Annotated in this window: 16 protein-coding genes and 3 tRNA genes; 3 read left to right on the top strand and 16 right to left on the bottom strand. The window is 71.3% G+C overall.

Annotated features, from left to right (window positions below):
- Positions 1-5 precede the first annotated feature (5 nt).
- Positions 6-1046 carry an NAD(P)H-quinone oxidoreductase gene (locus tag RWK90_RS10455; protein ID WP_314037510.1) on the bottom strand — a complete coding sequence of 347 codons (1041 nt, stop codon included), beginning with the start codon at positions 1044-1046 and terminating at the stop codon, positions 6-8.
- Positions 1047-1162: 116 nt separating this feature from the next.
- Here RWK90_RS10455 and RWK90_RS10450 point away from each other — a divergent pair.
- Positions 1163-1248 (top strand) — tRNA-Ser (locus tag RWK90_RS10450).
- A 27-nt stretch (positions 1249-1275) separates the two neighbouring features.
- On the opposite strand, the gene RWK90_RS10445 is transcribed toward RWK90_RS10450, so the two are convergent.
- The 13 genes from RWK90_RS10445 to hisC all read right to left on the bottom strand — a co-directional run bounded on the left by RWK90_RS10445 (position 1276) and on the right by hisC (position 14270).
- Positions 1276-2154, bottom strand: coding sequence for an alpha/beta fold hydrolase (locus RWK90_RS10445; protein WP_314037509.1), 879 nt, complete (start codon positions 2152-2154; stop codon positions 1276-1278).
- Between the two features lie 278 nt (positions 2155-2432).
- Positions 2433-3119 carry a hypothetical protein gene (locus tag RWK90_RS10440; RefSeq protein WP_314037508.1) on the bottom strand — a complete coding sequence of 229 codons (687 nt, stop codon included), beginning with the start codon at positions 3117-3119 and terminating at the stop codon, positions 2433-2435.
- A 76-nt stretch (positions 3120-3195) separates the two neighbouring features.
- Entirely contained in the window at positions 3196-4146 is a 951-nt protein-coding gene (locus tag RWK90_RS10435; RefSeq protein WP_314037505.1) for an MlaD family protein, read from the bottom strand.
- Positions 4143-5168, bottom strand: a complete 1026-nt coding sequence (locus RWK90_RS10430; protein WP_314037502.1) for an MlaD family protein — start codon at positions 5166-5168, stop codon at positions 4143-4145. The genes RWK90_RS10435 and RWK90_RS10430 overlap by 4 nt, the downstream gene beginning before the upstream one ends.
- Positions 5165-6265 carry an MlaD family protein gene (locus RWK90_RS10425; RefSeq protein WP_314037500.1) on the bottom strand — a complete coding sequence of 367 codons (1101 nt, stop codon included), beginning with the start codon at positions 6263-6265 and terminating at the stop codon, positions 5165-5167. The genes RWK90_RS10430 and RWK90_RS10425 overlap by 4 nt, the downstream gene beginning before the upstream one ends.
- Before the next feature lie 2 nt (positions 6266-6267).
- The gene (locus RWK90_RS10420) at positions 6268-7284 is read right to left on the bottom strand and encodes an MlaD family protein (RefSeq protein ID WP_314037498.1); all 1017 of its coding nucleotides are present in this window, start codon (positions 7282-7284) and stop codon (positions 6268-6270) included.
- Positions 7284-8300, bottom strand: coding sequence for an MlaD family protein (locus tag RWK90_RS10415; protein ID WP_314037496.1), 1017 nt, complete (start codon positions 8298-8300; stop codon positions 7284-7286). The genes RWK90_RS10420 and RWK90_RS10415 overlap by 1 nt, the downstream gene beginning before the upstream one ends.
- On the bottom strand, positions 8297-9319 hold the full coding sequence (locus RWK90_RS10410) for an MlaD family protein (protein WP_314037494.1): 1023 nt from the start codon (positions 9317-9319) through the stop codon (positions 8297-8299). The genes RWK90_RS10415 and RWK90_RS10410 overlap by 4 nt, the downstream gene beginning before the upstream one ends.
- A gap of 10 nt (positions 9320-9329) precedes the next feature.
- Complete coding sequence (locus RWK90_RS10405) at positions 9330-10247, bottom strand: ABC transporter permease (protein WP_396230316.1); 918 nt, start codon at positions 10245-10247, stop codon at positions 9330-9332.
- Positions 10247-11074, bottom strand: a complete 828-nt coding sequence (locus RWK90_RS10400) for an ABC transporter permease (RefSeq protein WP_396230315.1) — start codon at positions 11072-11074, stop codon at positions 10247-10249. Before RWK90_RS10400 ends, RWK90_RS10405 begins: the two co-directional genes overlap by 1 nt.
- Positions 11071-11253: a hypothetical protein gene (locus RWK90_RS10395; protein WP_314037492.1), complete on the bottom strand. Its 183-nt coding sequence runs from the start codon at positions 11251-11253 to the stop codon at positions 11071-11073. The genes RWK90_RS10400 and RWK90_RS10395 overlap by 4 nt, the downstream gene beginning before the upstream one ends.
- 94 nt (positions 11254-11347) lie before the next feature.
- On the bottom strand, positions 11348-13093 hold the full coding sequence (locus RWK90_RS10390) for a bifunctional UDP-sugar hydrolase/5'-nucleotidase (protein WP_314037490.1): 1746 nt from the start codon (positions 13091-13093) through the stop codon (positions 11348-11350).
- 118 nt (positions 13094-13211) lie between these two features.
- Positions 13212-14270: a histidinol-phosphate transaminase gene (gene hisC, locus RWK90_RS10385; RefSeq protein ID WP_314037488.1), complete on the bottom strand. Its 1059-nt coding sequence runs from the start codon at positions 14268-14270 to the stop codon at positions 13212-13214.
- Positions 14271-14374: 104 nt separating this feature from the next.
- Between hisC and RWK90_RS10380 the strand changes: the two genes are divergently transcribed.
- Positions 14375-14466 (top strand) — tRNA-Ser (locus tag RWK90_RS10380).
- A 52-nt stretch (positions 14467-14518) separates the two neighbouring features.
- Positions 14519-14591 (top strand) — tRNA-Arg (locus tag RWK90_RS10375).
- Between the two features lie 121 nt (positions 14592-14712).
- Here the strand turns inward: RWK90_RS10375 and RWK90_RS10370 are convergent.
- Positions 14713-15702, bottom strand: a complete 990-nt coding sequence (locus RWK90_RS10370; RefSeq protein WP_314037486.1) for an HAAS signaling domain-containing protein — start codon at positions 15700-15702, stop codon at positions 14713-14715.
- On the bottom strand, positions 15702-16046 hold the full coding sequence (locus RWK90_RS10365) for a PadR family transcriptional regulator (RefSeq protein WP_314037484.1): 345 nt from the start codon (positions 16044-16046) through the stop codon (positions 15702-15704). The genes RWK90_RS10370 and RWK90_RS10365 overlap by 1 nt, the downstream gene beginning before the upstream one ends.
- Positions 16047-16153: the final 107 nt, after the last annotated feature.

Genomic DNA, 16153 nt, shown 5'->3' with positions numbered 1-16153 from the left:
GGCGTTCAGTCCAGGGTCAACAGGATCTTGCCGTGGGACTCCCCGGACTCCAGCAACGCCAGGGCCTCGGCGGCGCGGGCCATCGGGATCTCCCGCGAGACGCGCGTGGTGACATCGCCGGCGGCGACCATCGGCCACACCTGGTCCACGACCTCGCGGCAGATGCCGGACTTCCCGCCCGGGCCGTCCACGGGACGCGCCCGGAGGTTCGTGGCGAGGACGCCGGCCCTCCTGGGCAGCAACGCGCCCAGGTTGAGCTCCCCCTTCACCCCGCCCTGGAGTCCGATGACGATCACGCGACCGTCCGGCGCCAGGGAGGAGATGTTCCGCTCGAGGTACTTCGCGCCCATCACGTCCAGGACCAGATCGACGCCACGGCCCCGCTCGTCGTCGTCGGTCCATTCCCTCACCCGGTCGACGAAGTCCTCCTCCCGGTAGTCGATCACCAGGTCGGCGCCCAGCTCCCGACACATCCGCACCTTCTCCGGGCCACCGGCCGTCGTGGCCACCCGGGCGCCCAGGGCGCGGCAGACCTGGATCGCGTGGGACCCGATGCCCCCCGCGCCCCCGTGGATGAGCACCCGCGGCGCCCCCAGCTCCACCTCGCCCCAGTGGGCGTCCGCGGCGAGGAGCCCGCGGCCGAGGCCGCCCGTCATGGCGAGGTTCGACCACACCGTGCACGCCACCTCGGGAAGGGACGCCGCCTCGTGCAGCGAGACCCCCGCCGGAACGGGCATGACCTGGCCCGCGGGCACCGCGACCTTCTCGGCGTACCCGCCGCCGGCGAGCAGCGCGCACACCTCGTCGCCCACGGCGAGGCCCTCCACGCCCTCACCGACCGCCGAGATCCGGCCCGAGCACTCGAGTCCCAGGATCTCCGAGGCGCCCGGCGGGGGAGGATAGTGGCCCTTGGTCTGCAGCAGGTCGGCCCGGTTGACGGCCGAGGCCGCCACGTCGATGAGCACCTCGCCCTCGGCGGGGACCGGGTCGGGGACCTCGGTCAGGTGCAGGGAGTCGGGACCGTTCTCGTACGCGATGGCCTTCATGCCCTCGACCGTAGCCGGACTGCGTGCGGGCGGGTCGGGTGAACTAGCATGGGCCACGCCGTACAGCGTGGTTCCACGTGGAACCACGCGGCCGCGCGTGTCGCGGCTCACGGCGGGGAAGTGTGGCAGAGCGGCCGAATGCACTCGCCTTGAAAGCGAGCGTGCCTGAACAGCACCGGGGGTTCAAATCCCTCCACTTCCGCAGAGGCGGCGGCCCACCGCGGTGGGCTCAGGCGGTGGTCTCGCGCAGGTCCGAGGCCGAGACGTAACGGATGATCTCCAGCACGCGCGTGTACGAGCGGGACTTGCCGGACACGATCGAGGTGTGGTCCTCGTCCTCGAACATGACGGCCTTGGCCCGCCCGCCTCGGCGGGTGACCTCGTCCACGTAGCGGAGCGAGTTCTCCGGCGCCACGGTCACGTCCTGCCGTCCGTGGAGGGCGATGACCGGGGTGCCCGTGTCGATGTTCTGGATGGGGTCGACCGACGTGTACCGACTCGGCACCTCGTCGGGCGTGCCGCCGAGGGCCGTGACGATCCTGTCGTCACCGTGGGTGGCGGCGTACACCATGTCCAGCGGTCCCGCGATGGAGATGACCCGGGTGGGGCGGAATCGCGGGCTGGCCCCGACCTCGCCGTCCTCGAGCAGGTGCCGGGTGCCGGCCCAGACCGCGAGCTGAGCGCCGGCGCTGTGCCCCACCACCACCTCGTCATCGGTGGTGATCTGGGGGAACTTCTTGTCGACCTCGCTCACGTGGTCGAGAGCATCGGCCACGTCGCGGAAGGTGATGGGCCACCCGCCGCCCGAACCGACACGGCGGTACTCGATGTTGTAGACCGCCATCCCGCGACTGGCCAGTTCGCGCGCGAGGTGGTCGAACGAGCCCGCGCCGATCTCCTTCTGCCAGGAACCGCCGTGGATGAGCACGGCCAGGGGGATGGAATCCACCTTCTGGTCGCCCGCCGGGAGGTAGAGGTCGGCCCAGTTCTGGTCGGGGTCCGGCGAGGGGTAACGCGTGGGGTACTCGAACCGCTGGACCATCACCTCGTCCAGGCGCACCGGTCCGGCGAACGTCGGTTCCACCGCGGGCGCCGCGGTCGTCGTCATGCAGCCGGCCAGGCCCAGCGCCCCGAGAGTCAGGGCTGCGCCGAGGGCGGCCGTGCGTCTGGATCTGCCGGGGGTTCTTCTCTGCACCGTGACCACTTCCTCAGGAGTAAATAAGGCTACAAATCCTTTTTCTCCTCGTGGACACGTCAGCTAGGTGCACGTTTGTGGCCGGGTAGTCGGAGAGTGAAACCTATCTTACAAAGTTCCGGGCCGTTTTGAAGCGGGGGGTGCCCCCGGGATCTCCGTGCCGTCGGGCGCAGCCGGGCCGGGGTGGGGTTTCACCGGCCTCCCGGCCGCGGTGCCTCCGCCCCGGGCGCGGGATCGCCGTCCGCGTCACCCGCGGCCGTGTCATCCGCGCCGGGGAGGCCCGCACCCACGCCTCCTACGTCGGTGATGGTCCAGTCCGAGGCGCGGTCCATCGTCACGGTGTACGTGGCCGTGGCCGCCACGCCCTCCCGGGTCTGCTTGCTCCGCGACGTCATGTCCACGAAGACCTGGACGACGAACGTGTCGCCGTCGTTCTCCGACACCTCCGCGGCGAGCAGGCGTGCGGTGGAGGTGTACTCCATCCGCGTGAGCCACGGGCCCACGACGTCGACGGCCGCCTCGAGCTTGGGGGCCAGTTGATCGCTCACACCCGCGGTGAGGGCGTCACGCCACCCGTCGAGGTCCTCGTGATCGACCGCGGACACCGCCATCGCGTACTCGGAGGCAACCTCCTCGGCCGCGGCCTCGGTGTCGAGCCGACCCTGTAGCTGCGCGAGCTGGTCGCCCGAGTCGTCGGTGGCCCACAGGGTGGCGAAGACGGCGGCGGCGACGAGCGCCACGAAGGCCACCACGGAGAGGACCCGGACCGACCGCCACCACGGCGTCGTCCGCCGCGCGGCGCCCACGTCGGGGGCGGGCTGCTCGGTGTCAGCCCGTTCGGCGGTGGCGGGTCCGGTCGTGGGCTCGGTGTCGGCCATGGTGCGGCTCCTCTGGACGGATCGTCAGGACGGCGGGCTGGGCTGGCGGTGTGCGGACGCGGCGTCCGCGACCGGGTCAGCGGGGCATGGTCACGGTGAAGCGCACGGCGTCGTCCGGCGCGGTCGCGATCGCGTTCTCGAGCAGGGTGGCGATGTCGAGGTTCGCGACCGTCGGACCCACCGCACCTGTGACGGGCCGGAGCGCGTCGCCGATCGCCCCCACCTCGGGCGCGAGCGTGCCCAGAACCCGGTAGAGCTGTTCCTGCTCGTCGCGCCACGAGCCGAGGATCTCGTCGCCCTTGAGGACAGCGGACCCCTCGAAGAGATACTCGTAGGACACCCCCAGAGTGTCGCCGAACCGGTCCAACATCGGGGGTGCCTCCGTGAGCGTGGGGCGGACCCAGTCGACGTCGCCCATCACCGTGGCGAAGTCGCGCAGCACCCGGTCCAGGGAACCCTCGTGGCGGGAGAGGGTGAGCAGCAGCAGCTCCGCGCCCCGCTGGGCCTCGGGCAGGGTCGCCTCGAGTCCGTCGACGGTCCGCGACAACGTCTCCACCATGCTGCGGATCGACTCGGCATCGGTCTGGTCCAGCAGGTCGGAGGTGGAGGACAGGAGCTCCGGGACGGAGGTCGGCAGGACGACCTGCTCGGTGAGGACCGCCCCGTCCTGGATGTACGGGCCCTCCGTCGTGTCGGGGAGCAGCGAGAACACCGGCTCGCCGAGGGTCGACAGGTTCTCGACCCGCATCCGCGACTCCACCGGGATGCGGTACCCGGAGTCGTAGGAGATCCGGAGCCGGACCGCGCCGGGGACGCCGTCGACCGACTCGATCCGGCCTATCGGCACGCCGCGGTAGACGACGTCCGAGCCGGTGCGCAGGCCGCCCGCGTCGCGGAGGTCGACCGTCGCGTGGGTCCGCTCGACGGTCGGTTCCAGTCGGAGGACACCGAGCGCCAGGTAGGCACTGCCGACGACCATGACGAGGAACAGTCCGAGCGCCGAGAGCCACAGCGGGATGCGGGTCACGGGATCGCCCCCACCATGCGGAGCAGGACCAACCCGTCCTTGGCGGGCTGCCCGGGGTCACCGACCACCGAGACGGACCGGATGTCGACCCCGGGGCCCAGGAGGAACGGCGTGATCTTGTCCTCGACGAGCCTGGTCATGTCGCCGAGGTTCCCCCGCATCTCGTAGGCGGTCGGCGACGGTTCGCGCAGCAGGGGCGCGAGGATCTCGAGGTTGCGGTTGATGTGCGGCATCCGCGGGATGAGCCACTCCAGGCCGGAGACCAGGGTGTTGACGTCGATGACGATGTTGAGTACGGCGTCCATGAAGTACGGGACGCGTTCGAGCCGGTACCGGGCGGTGTCGGAGAAGATGAACTCCATCTCGTCACGGGTCTCCATCAGTCGACGGGACAGGCCGTCGGTCGCGGTGACGATCCGGTCGATCTGGTCCAGGTTGGCCGCCGCGTCGCCCAGGTCCTCCGAGATGTGGCCCGCGAGTGCGGCGGTCTCGGCGGGGTCCTCGGGCAGCACCTCGTTGATCTGGTCGATCGACTTCTCCAGCTGCATGAGGCTGCCTCCGTTGACGAACATGGCGATCCGGTCGAGCATCGCCTCGATCTGGGGGCCGGGGTCCGTGTGGCTCAGCGGGATGGTGTCGCCGTCCCCGAGCGCCTCGCCGGTCTCCGCGGGCATGAGCGCGATGTAGATGTCGCCGAGGAGTGTGGACTGCCGGAGTTCGGCCCGGGTGCCGCGGGGGAATCGCACGGTGTCCCGGATGTCGACGTGGGCGATCGCGCGCTCGGGTTCGAGGGTGATCCCGTCCAGCGAACCGATGCTGATCCCGCCGCTGCGGACGTCGGCGCCCGCGGGCAGGCTGAGCAGGGAGGCGAATTCCAGGTCGAGCCGGTACGTGGGGCCGCTGACGCCGCTGCCCGGGAGTGCGTGATCGCTCGGGTCGAAGCTGCACCCGGCCAGCGCGAGGATCGCGGCGAGCGGTGCCGCGAGCAGGCCGACGAGTCGCCGGCGTCGTGGCGCGGTCATGGGGCCTCCCCGATGGTCGAGAACAGCAGCTGGGGCAGGGGCGCGGTCACCGTGTGCGGTGAGTCGGCGGCGCAGTCACGGAGGCCGGCGGCGTGCAGGGCACCGCAGACCGCGGGTGCGTCGGGGACCGACAACCGGACGTGGGGCGGGGCGTAGTCCACGGTGACGGCACCCGGGCGGGAGCCGACCATTGTCTCCGCCAGGTGGATGACCCCGGGGATCGCCCGGAACAACTCCTCCGACTCCTCGACCCGCGCGCGGACCATCGTCAGGGTCGGGATCGTGGTCTCGAGCGCGCTGAGGGCCTCGCCCATGTGCTCGTTGAACAGCCGGTCCATCGGGTCGACCGCCAGGGACAGTTTCTCGACGAGGATCTTGGCCACGACCAGCATCTGCTCGATGCCGGCCAGCCCCGGGGCGAAGGTCTGGGCGGTGGTCTTGACGTCGTCCCAGTTCGTGGTGACCATCGTGCTGAGCTCGGCCGAGTTGTCGAGGAGCAGGCCGACGTTGAGCATGAACTCGTCCGACCCGGACAGCAGGTCGGCGAGGTCGCGCAGTTCGCGGTTGAGGGTGGGGCCGAGGGAGTCGAACTCGCTGCCCGCCCGACGGAGGGTGGTCTCCAACGGGGCCTGCCCGTCCGGTCCCTCCTCGGTCATCTCGCGGACGAGTTCGGAGAACGAGCCGAGGGCCTGGGACACGGTGACTGGAGTGCGGGTCCGTGAGGTGTCGATGCAGGTGTCCTCGTCGAGCGTGGGCCCGGGCATGGGGTCGGCGTCCACGAGTTCGACGCGACGGTCGGTGAGGACGGAGGCGTGGGTGATCACCGCTCCCGTGTCGGCGGGCAGGTCGCGGTTCTCGAGGCGCATCTCGACGCGGACCCGGGGCCCTTCCGGCTCGATGGTGTCCACCTTGCCCACGGGGATCCCGCGGATGGTGACGGGTGAGTCGGGGAACAGCCCGTAGCTGGCGTCGAAGTAGGCGCACACGGTGGTGCCGCCGCGGGTGGGGTCGAGTACGGCCGCGCCGGTCACCACGAGGGCACCGGTGGCGACGAGGGCGAGCGCCGCGCGCATCGCGCCGGTTCCGAGCCTGCTCACGGTCAGCACCTCATCCCTGGTTGCGGAAGGCAGACCGCGGGGCGGTCGAGGGTGAGCCCGCTCTGGTCGATGAGCGCGCGGCCCTCGGGCCCGGCGACCGCGGACAGGTCGCGAACGGTGTCGGCCGCCGAGTCGAGCATCTGCTCGGTGGATTTCCGCAGTTCGTCGGCCGAGCGGGTCGCCTCCTTGAGGTGCGGGATGATCGGCTCGACCTTGCCGGCGTAGGGGCCGGACAGGAAGTCGAACAACAGTCCGGACAGTCCGGCGAGCCCGTCGGCGAAGGTCTTGACGTCGTCGGCGGCGGCGAGCAGCTGGGGACCCAGCACGGCGTAACCGCGGATGATCTCCAATGCCAGCTCCTGGTTGGCGTTGACGGTGCCCAGGTACTCGTTGGACAGGGAGAGCAGGTCCTCGACCTGTGTCTTCTGGCGGGCCATCACGTTCATCACCGTCTCGATGTCGGTGACCGTCGTCTCGATCGCGCCGGGGGAGTCCTCGAGGGAGCGGGCGGTGGCGTCGAGCGCACGTCGGAGCTCCGCGGTGTCGAGTTCGGCGATCACGGCGTCGGCCTCGGCGAACATGTCCGCCACGAGGAACGGGAGCTGGGCCCGCTCCGGCGGGATGGGGTCGGTCAGGGGGTCGTCGCCGGCCGGGAGCAGCGCCACGTAGAGGCCGCCGACCGGCGTGAGCATGCGGACGGAGACCGAGGTCCGGTCGCCGATGAAGTGGTCGGAGTCGACCGTGAACTCGACGTCCACGTGGTCGTCGTCGAGCCGGAGTGACTCGACCTCACCCACGGGGATGCCGGCGATCCGCACGTCGTCCCCGGCGGCCAGTCCGCCGGACTCGGGGATCTCGAGCACGTAGCGGTCGGTTCCGGGCGGGCGGAGGTAGAGGCCGCCGACCACGGCGACGATCGCGACGAGCACCACGGCGCCCACGACGGCCCACCACATCTGGGTGCGGGGGTCGGCGTCCTCGGCGCCGAAGTCCAGGCGCCCGAAGGTTCTCGTGCGCATCAGGGCGTCTCCTCGCAGACCACGAGGTGCCGGCCCTGGAGCAGGACCTCGGCCTCGATCGGGACGGGCACCCCGCCGCTGCTGCACTGCAGCTGCGGGTCGGACCTGGGGATGAGGGCGTTGATGCCGCCGAGGATCCCGGGCAGCCGGCGGTAGGCCTCGATCACGGGGGCGGGGTCGGCGTAGCTCTCGTCGGTGCGGCGGATGAAGTCGTCGTGCCGGTCGGTGGCGCCGAGGCCGATCCGCGAGAGCACGTCGACGGTCTCTCCGATCTGGGTGAACTCGACCGCGCCCAGCTCGACGAGCTGGAGGAACTCGCCGAGGCGGGTGACGAGCGGGGTGAAGATCGAGTGGAACACCTCGAGCATGTTCTGCAGGTTCCCGGAGCGGCCGCGCAGCTGGGCGTCGAGCGAGGTGAGGTTGTCGAGGATCGTGCTCATGAGCAGGGCGCGGTCCTCGGCGTAGGTCGCCAGGGTGGCGATGTCGCGCAGGACCGGGGTGGGGCTGGTCTCGCTGCCCTCGACGAGTGCGGCGACGTTGGTGGCGAGGCTGTTGTACACGGCGGGGTCGGTCTCGCGCAGCAGGGGTTTGAGGCCGTTGAACACGGTGGTGATGTCGAACGAGTCGACGGTGTTGGTGACGGGGTGGTCGGGGTCGAGTTCGGGGGCGCCGGGGTCGCCGAGTTCCAGTTCGAGGTAGCGCTGGCCGGTGAGGTTCTGCATCTTCACCAGCAGGCGGTCGGATTCGCGCAGTCGGTAGTCGTCCTGCAGGGTGAGGTCGACCACGGCCCGGTAGTCGTCGGAGAGGGAGATGTCGGTGATCTTGCCGACCTGGACACCGCGCAGGCGGACGTCGGCGTTCTCCCTGAGGCCGAACACGTCGCCGAAGACGGCCTGGTAGCGGGTGGTGGAGCCGTCGACGGGCCGTTGGATGGCCTGCACGATGAGGGCGATCACCGCCACCACGACGAGGAACACCACGGCGAGCCTGATCGCGGCCTGGCGGGACGTGGTCACGGGGCACCTCCGGTGGTCTGCAGCGGCACCTGGAACGCGGGGAACGACTCCAGCACCACGTCGACGCCGAGCGTGACCCGGTCCCCGTCCCGGTGCAGGACGCCGTCGGCGCTGTCGATCGCGCGGGAGAGGTGGTCGGGGCGGACGTCGGCGAGGGCGTGGTTGAGCGGGATGAGGATGTCCAACAGCATGTCGACCGTGCCGTCGAGCGGTTCGAGGGAACTGGCGAGGTTGCCCGACAGCGCCAGGACGAGGTTGGAGACCTCGGTGATGGTGGCGGCGGCCTGCCGGGTGCGGGCGTCGTCGTCGAGCTCCTCGACCGAGGAGATGTCGTAGAGCACCCCCAGGGCGGACGGGGTGACGGCCTCGACGCCTTCCGCGATGTCGCCGGACTTGCGCAGCACCTCGGCCAGGGGTTCGTTCTGTGTCCGGGCGACGTTGCGCAGGACCAGGAGCGCGGAGGCGAGCAGGGGTGCCATCTGGTTGGTCATGTCGGCCGAGCTGTGCAGGGCCCGGGACAGGTCGGTGGTCACCACGTCGAGCATGAGTCGGCCCGAGTCGCGCAGCACGGTGGTGACCGTGTGGTCGGGGACGTCGCCGAGGTGCAGGGTCGCCCCGGGGGTGACGGGCGCGCCGCCGGGCTGGGGGATCAGTTCGAAGGCGGTGGAGCCGAACACGTTGGAGGAGACGAACCGGGTCTGCAGGGAGGTGGAGAGGAGCTCGGCGTCGTCGGAGTCGACGCTGAGGGTGACGAGTTGCCGGCGGGAACCGATGGGTTCCACGTCGACGACGTTGCCCACGTCGGTGCCGCGGAGCCGGACGGAGGTCTCCCGGGTGACACCGTCGCCGAGGCCGTCGGCGGTGACGGTGAACTGGAACTGTCCGGTGCGGTCGGCGCGGGTGGACTGCCACGTTCCGGCGATGATGAGGGCGACGACGACGAGGACGGCGATCCCCCGGATCCTGAGCCCCGCCCGGGTGGGGCCGAGGGGCGTGTTCTCTCGCGGCGTGCTGCTCATGACGGCCCCTTCACCCGGAGAACTGGATGGTCGAGTCGAGTCCCCACATGGCCAGCGTGAGGATCATGTCGGTGATGACGATGAGGACGAGGCTGGCGCGGATGGCGCGGCCGGACGCGATGCCCACCCCTTCGGGCCCGCCCGTGGCGTGGAACCCCTGGTAGGCGTGCACGAGCCCCACGACGAGGACGAAGACGACGACTTTGGCCAGCGAGTACAGCAGGTCCACGGGCTCGGTGAACATGTCGAAGTAGTGGTCGTAGGCCGCGGACGATCCCGCGACGACCGCGATCGTCAGCCGGGAGGAGGCGTAGCAGAGGGCCAGCGCGATGAGGTAGGTGGGGATGATCGCGAGGACCGAGGCGAGCAGTCGGGTCGAGACCACGTAGGGGATGGGGTGGATGGCCTGGGCCTCGAGGGCGTCGATCTCCTCCGAGATGCGCATGGATCCGATCTCCGCGGTGATGCGGCAGCCGGCCTGCGCGGCGAATCCGATCGCGGCGATGAGCGGCGCGAGCTCGCGCGGGTTGGCCAGTGCGGACATCGCCCCGGTGAGCGGGCCCATGCCCAGCATGTCGAGCGCGTTGAACCCGACGATCCCGATCATGGTTCCCGCGACCGCTCCCAGGATCGCGAGGACGGGGGCGACGCCGCCGCCGACGATGACGGCCTTGCCGTTGCCCCAGGTCAGGTCGGTGAACACCGCCATGGTGTGGCGGCGGTGGCGCCGGAGGGCGTGGCCGACGCCGAGGAAGGACAGGAGGACGAACTGGAGGTAGCCGCCCAGCGTCTCGACCGGAGACCACGCGCGGTCGCCCGCTCGGCGGAGCCGCATGAGACCGGGGCGGTGGGGCGCGGGGACGGCGTAGGCGACGTGATCGGCGGGGCGCTGTGCGGTCTGGTGGCTCACGGACCGGCGGTGGCTCATCACAGGAACCTCATCGGGACGAACATCAGGACCACCTGGGTGATGAAGAGGTTCGCGATCATGCAGGCGAGGATCCCCAGGACGACCGCGGCGTTGACGGCGTCGGCGACGCCCTTCGGCCCGCCGCGGGCCTCGAGACCGCGCTGGCTGGAGATCACGGCGACGAGGAACCCGAACACGGCGGCTTTGAGCAGGCAGACCACGAGGTCGGTCACGGACGCGAAGCTGCCGAACGAGAGCCAGTAGGAGCCGGGGGCCACGCCCTGGCCGAGTGAGGCGACCGCGAAGCTGGCGATCACGCTCATGAGGATGATGAGGACCGAGAGCATGGGCGCGACCAGCAGCATCGCGAGGATGCGCGGCGCGACCAGCCGCTGGTGCGGGTCGATCCCCATCGTGCGGAGGGCGTCGATCTCGTCGCGGATCGTGCGGGACGCGAGGTCCGCCGCGATCGCGGAGCCGCCGGCGCCTCCGATGAGCAGGGCGGCGGCGAGGGGGGCGATCTGCTGCATGACGCCCATCCCGCCCACGGCGCCGGCCATCGAGTTGGCGCCGACGCTGTCGGTCATGCTGCCCACCTGTACGGCGATCACCACGCCCAACGGCAGGGCGACCAGCACGGCGGGCAGCGCGGAGACGGAGAAGTAGAACCACGCCTGGACCAGGACCTCCTTCAGGGGGAGCCGGCCGCGCAGGAGGTCGGTGACGAGGAAGGCGGTGGACCGGAACGTCAGGCGCAGCAGTCGCCCGTGGGTGCGCATGGAGTCCGCGGCGCGGGTGGCCGCAGCCGGTGGGGTGCGCCGTTCCTCGGCGGTGGTGGCGCTCATGTCGCCTCGGCGGCGGGCAGGGTCTCGGGCTCCCACGCGAAGGCTCTCCTCACGAGCTCCCCCTTCGTCTCGAACCGGCGGACAACGGTCGCACGCCCCGGCCCCGCCTCGGTGGCGGCGTCCGCGACCGACTCCCTTGGGTCAGGGACGGTATCAGCAGTCTCGATCACATGTGCCATGCATCACACATCATATATTTGATCTGAACTGTGTCCAGGGCTTCCCCCGGGAGTGGGCCGGGCGCCGGGCCCTGCGGCCCACTTTCGCGGCGGCTCAGTCGATGACGCGGACGCGGCCGGTGCCGGGCGTCCGCAGCGGGCCCTCGTCGGTGACGTACCGGATCAGGGCGTCGAGATCGGTCAACCCCGCTTCGCGGCGGTCCCCGCGCTCGGCCAACACCGAGCCGTCCCATTCCGGGGAGGAGAGGAACTCGTTCGCCACGACGGTGTACTCGCGCCGCGGATCGATCGCCTCGCCGTCGACCTCGATCTCCGTCACGCGGGACCCCTCCGGACGCGTCAGGTCGACGGTGTAGCGGACGTTGGAGGACACCGCGGGTCCGTTGCGGCCGATGTCGTCGGCGAAGTGATCGAAGGCGGCGTGGAGTTCCTCGCCGGTGACGGTGACGAGGTACAGGCGGTCGCCGTAGGGCTGGACGGTGTGGAGGGTGGCGTAGTCGAGCGGTCCGCGGGGGAGGTTCACCCGCAACGAGTCCGGGTTGGAGACGGCGAGCTGCGCGCCCCGGCCGCGCGTGGCGGACAGCTGGGCGTCCGCGATGAGGTTCGCCAGCGGGGCCTCGCCGTCGGCGTTCATGGCCCGGTCGATCGTCTCGTCGGCGGTGCCGATGACCTCGCGGGCGTCCGGGGCCGCCGCGGCCCGCGCCTGGCGGACGAGCTCCTCCGTCCCCTGGTCGGGCTCGATGTCGAGGTTGACGGTCTGGTTGAACGCCGAGGTCTGGGGCCGCACCACGTCGCCGGTGGAGGTGTCGATCGCCAGGTCGACCACGGTGACCGACCGGCCGTGGGACGCGGGCGCCACGACGATCCGCTCGTCGTTCTCGGCGTCGAGGGCGCGGCACGTGGCGGGGCCGCCGGAGGCGCCCACGATGAGCGCGTCGACGGCCGGGTTGAGGTCCTCGACCAGCTCGAGGTCGGTGAGGGCCTCGGGGCAGGCGCCGGGATCGAGGTTGCCGTGCACCGTCTGCGAGTGGACGAGGGCGACGATCGTCTCCACCCCGAGGAACTGCAGGGACTCCACCGTCTCGTCGATCGCGCGGAGGGGATCGGCGAGCCGGGTCGTGGTCTCCGGGAGGGACTCGGAGGGCTCGGTGACCGCGACGACGCCCACCCGCACGTCGCCGATGCGGTGGATGGTGAACGGGAACGTCGGGGCGGCCTCGTATGACGGGATCACGTTCGAGGCCAGGAACGGGAACGCCGCGCCGCGGAAGGGCGGCAGGGGCGGGTCCACCCGGCAGTCCTCCTCGGTGACGCACCCGGGCTTCACGAGGGAGCGCACGTGCTCGGCGCCCTTCTCCAGCTCGCGGCGTCCGACGCCCGCGCCGTCCACACCGAGCCGGTTGAAGAACTCGATGGTCGGACGGTCGCCCAGGAGCGCGGCCTCGGGCGCCGTCCCACCGATCGAATCGCCGGTGGCGAGCAGGATCGTGTTCTCGGCCTGGGCGCGGAGTTTGTCGATCGTCGCGGCGAGGTGGGGCCCCCCGCCGGCGGGGCGGACGTTCCCCGAGCCGTCCCGCAGTTCGCCCTGGAAGCCGACGGGCCGGGAGAGGGCGCCGGAGAACTCGCCGATCCCCAGGATCCGTACGGACCGGGTCTCGGCGGCGGGGCTCCACGGGCGCGAGGTCTCGCTGGTCCGGGCGGCGGCGACCGGCGCGGAGACCAGCGTGAGCAGCACGGCGACCGCGGCGAGGACGGCGGTCACGGCGGGGGCGGTCCGGCCGGGTCCGGAGGGGTGGAGAGCTGCGGAGTACGCCTCTCGGCGGACACTTCGCTGCTGCACACCGTCTCCTGGGGGTCGACCGCCCGCGCCTGTCGCGGGGGCGGGCGCGGCACCGGGGCGCCGCGTCCAAACCCGACCCATCGTGCCGCCGGGAGGTCACGAGACCCCGCCGGAAGGATCACATTCCGGTCACGAATTCCCGCGCGGCGGTGAGGAAGCGGTCGTTCTCCTCCGGGTCGCCGATCGTCACCCGCACGCCGTCACCGGCGAAACAACGTGTGACGACGCGGTGCTCACGGCAGTGGGCGTCGAAGTCGGAGGCGGCGTCGGCCAGCGGCAGCCAGACGAAGTTCGCCTGACTGTCCGGGACCGCGTGGCCCATCTCGACCAGGGTGTCGCGCACCCGTGAGCGCTCGACGACGACGGCGTCGGTGCGGGCGCGGAGCTCGTCCCCGGCGTCGAGGCAGGCGATCGCGGCGGACTGCGCGAGGGAGCTCACGGAGAACGGGACGACCATCTTCGCGACGGGCACCACCAGCTCGGCCGGCCCGACCAGGTAGCCGACGCGCAGGCCGGCGAGCCCGTACGCCTTGGAGAACGTTCGCAGGGAGACGACATTGGGCCGGGCCATCGCCTCGGCGACCCCGTCGACCGGGTCGTCGGCGCGCACGTACTCGTAGTACGCCTCGTCCAGCGCCACGGTCACCCGCTCGGGGACGCGGTCGAGGAACGTCGCGAGCTCGGAGCGGCTCACCGCCGGCCCGGTCGGGTTGTTGGGGGTACAGACGAAGATCAGGCGGGTCCGGTCGGTGACGGCGGCCGCGATCGCGTCCAGGTCCAGTGACCCGTCGGCCCGGTTGGGGACCGTCACGGGCACGGCGTGGGCGATGCGGGAGATGATCGGGTACGCCTCGAAGGACCGCCAACCGAAGATCACCTCGTCGCCCGGCGCGCACAGCGCCTGCACCAGTTGCTGGCACAGGGCCACCGAGCCGCAGCCGGCCGTGACGTTCCCGGCGCCCACGCCGAGGAAGTCCGCCAGGCGCTCGACGAGCGCGCGGGAGGTGATGTCCGGGTAGCGGTTGGCGGCGGAGGCGGCGGCGGCGATCGCGGAGGCCACGCTCGGCAGGGGGCCGGCGGTGGTCTCGTTGGACGCCAGTTTCACCGCGCCGGGCACGGTCGCGCCGGGGACATAGGCGGGGATCGCGTCGAGGTCGCTGCGCACGTCAGGGGACATGCCTACAGAGTAGGACCAGCGGTTCCGGGCCTGTTGTCCGGCCGTTTTGCGAACCGGCGGGGCGTATGTGTACTGTAAATCCTCGTTGGCTCGCAGAGCCTCCAGGAGGCGTGCCAGAGCGGCCGAATGGGACTCACTGCTAATGAGTTGTCCTCCTAAAAGGGGACCGGAGGTTCAAATCCTCTCGCCTCCGCCATGTCGGAGAGTCGGGTGTCCGGCTATCTGGCACGACAGAAGAATATGAAGATGCGCCCGTAGCTCAATGGATAGAGCACTTGACTACGGATCAAGAGGTTAGGGGTTCGAGTCCCTTCGGGCGCACAAGTGGGAGAAGGCCCCGCCACCGGCAGAGATGCAGGAGGCGGGGTCTTCTCGTCTGCCGCGGCCCGCCCGGGGAGCCCTGCCCGGGGAGGCGCGGACGGTCAGGCGGCCCGGGCCTACGTCAGCGGTCTGCGGCCCGCCGCGCCGTGCGGACGGTCTCGACCTGGTCCCACGCCACGATCACCCAGACCGCGGCGACGAGCCCCCAGCGGACCGCGGTCGCCGTGGCGCTGCCGTCGGCGGCGGGCACGAGCTCCGGGTGGAGGACCGTCTCCTGGCTCAGGATGAGGGCGGTGAGGTAGACGCCAAAGACGACGTCGGTCGTCACCTCCACCGCGAGCCGCTGCCGGGACGGGCCCGGCCGGGCCAGGCGCCACACCTGGATGAGCGCGAGCGCGCCGATGAGGGCGAGGTAGCCGGCGACCCACCCGGTGTGGATGTCCGGGTTGATCAGCGGCTCGCCCCCGTTGAGGTGGCCGATGTAGAGGAACGTCGACGGGATGAACGGCACCCCGGCCAGGAGTGCGAGCAGCACCAGGGACACGATCGCGTCGGCCCTGGTGTCGGTGCCGCGTCCCGGGCGGTCGAGTTCGGCCGGGTCCCAGGATGATGACCGCGACAGCGCGCTGCGTGCGCCCTCCGGTGTGGTCCGTTCGATGATCACCACGACGAGCGTCCACGCGGCGAACGCCCAGAGCAGGGCGGCGGAGACGGACGTGACGAGTTGGGCGATGAGATCGCCGAGCTGAGGCGTCGGGGTCGTGGAGACGTACAGGATGCCGCCGGCGACCGCGGCGATGGTGCCGACGACGGGGGCGAGCCAGCGCAGGACCCGGGCCCACACGGGGTAGACGTCGGGGCCGACGAGGTACTGGCGGACACCCGAGTAGCGGCGGGCGAGCTCGGCCGGGTCGCCCAGGCGCCGCAGGACCGTGTGCTCGGCGGCGGCGGGATCGGCGAGTCCGGGGTGGCCGGGACGGGCGGCGGTGTCGAGTTCGGCCGCCACCATGTCGTCGATGGTGGCGGCGATCTCCTGTGAGATGTCGGCGCGTTGGTCCTCGGGGAGGTGGCGGACCACCTCGGAGATGTAGCGATCGGTGAGTCGGGGCATCACGCATCCGCCTTCCGCAGATCGTCGTATCCGGCGCCGAGCGCCAGCCATTCCTCGTGCAGTCGCCCGGCGACCTCGGCGCCGAGTGCGGTCGTCGCGTAGTACTTCCGGGGCCGGGGTTCGGCGGTGTGCCAGGTCGACGTGAGCAGCCCCTGGCTCTCGAGCCGGCGCAGGAGGGGGTAGAGGGTGTTGGCCTCGGTGTCGATCCCGGCGTCGGCCAGCGTGGTGAGCAGGCCGTACCCGTACCGCGGTGTGCGGCACGCGAGCAGGCTCGCCAGGACGACCGACCCACGGCGGAGCTCCTGGAGGTGCGTGCCCAGGACCGCGTCCGCCTCATCATCCATGGGTGACACGATAGTGTGCGTCACACAGTATGTAAATGGCGCACAGTGTCGGGCAGCTGGGCGGGACGCGCCCCGGCCAGGAGCCGTCAGGCCGTGCGGGACGCGCC

This window comes from Dietzia sp. CH92 (genome assembly GCF_032248695.1).
Classification (GTDB): Bacteria; Actinomycetota; Actinomycetes; order Mycobacteriales; family Mycobacteriaceae; genus Dietzia.
This window is presented reverse-complemented; position numbering and strand designations above follow the sequence as displayed.

Coding starts and splice junctions, on each gene's coding strand:
- RWK90_RS10455 (WP_314037510.1), bottom strand. CDS start 1,046: ATGAAGGCCATCGCGTACGAGAACGGTCCCGACTCCCTGCACCTGACC.
- RWK90_RS10445 (WP_314037509.1), bottom strand. CDS start 2,154: ATGACGACGACCGCGGCGCCCGCGGTGGAACCGACGTTCGCCGGACCG.
- RWK90_RS10440 (WP_314037508.1), bottom strand. CDS start 3,119: ATGGCCGACACCGAGCCCACGACCGGACCCGCCACCGCCGAACGGGCT.
- RWK90_RS10430 (WP_314037502.1), bottom strand. CDS start 5,168: ATGACCGCGCCACGACGCCGGCGACTCGTCGGCCTGCTCGCGGCACCG.
- RWK90_RS10420 (WP_314037498.1), bottom strand. CDS start 7,284: ATGCGCACGAGAACCTTCGGGCGCCTGGACTTCGGCGCCGAGGACGCC.
- RWK90_RS10410 (WP_314037494.1), bottom strand. CDS start 9,319: ATGAGCAGCACGCCGCGAGAGAACACGCCCCTCGGCCCCACCCGGGCG.
- RWK90_RS10405 (WP_396230316.1), bottom strand. CDS start 10,247: ATGAGCCACCGCCGGTCCGTGAGCCACCAGACCGCACAGCGCCCCGCC.
- RWK90_RS10400 (WP_396230315.1), bottom strand. CDS start 11,074: ATGAGCGCCACCACCGCCGAGGAACGGCGCACCCCACCGGCTGCGGCC.
- RWK90_RS10395 (WP_314037492.1), bottom strand. CDS start 11,253: ATGGCACATGTGATCGAGACTGCTGATACCGTCCCTGACCCAAGGGAG.
- hisC (WP_314037488.1), bottom strand. CDS start 14,270: ATGTCCCCTGACGTGCGCAGCGACCTCGACGCGATCCCCGCCTATGTC.
- RWK90_RS10370 (WP_314037486.1), bottom strand. CDS start 15,702: ATGCCCCGACTCACCGATCGCTACATCTCCGAGGTGGTCCGCCACCTC.
- RWK90_RS10365 (WP_314037484.1), bottom strand. CDS start 16,046: ATGGATGATGAGGCGGACGCGGTCCTGGGCACGCACCTCCAGGAGCTC.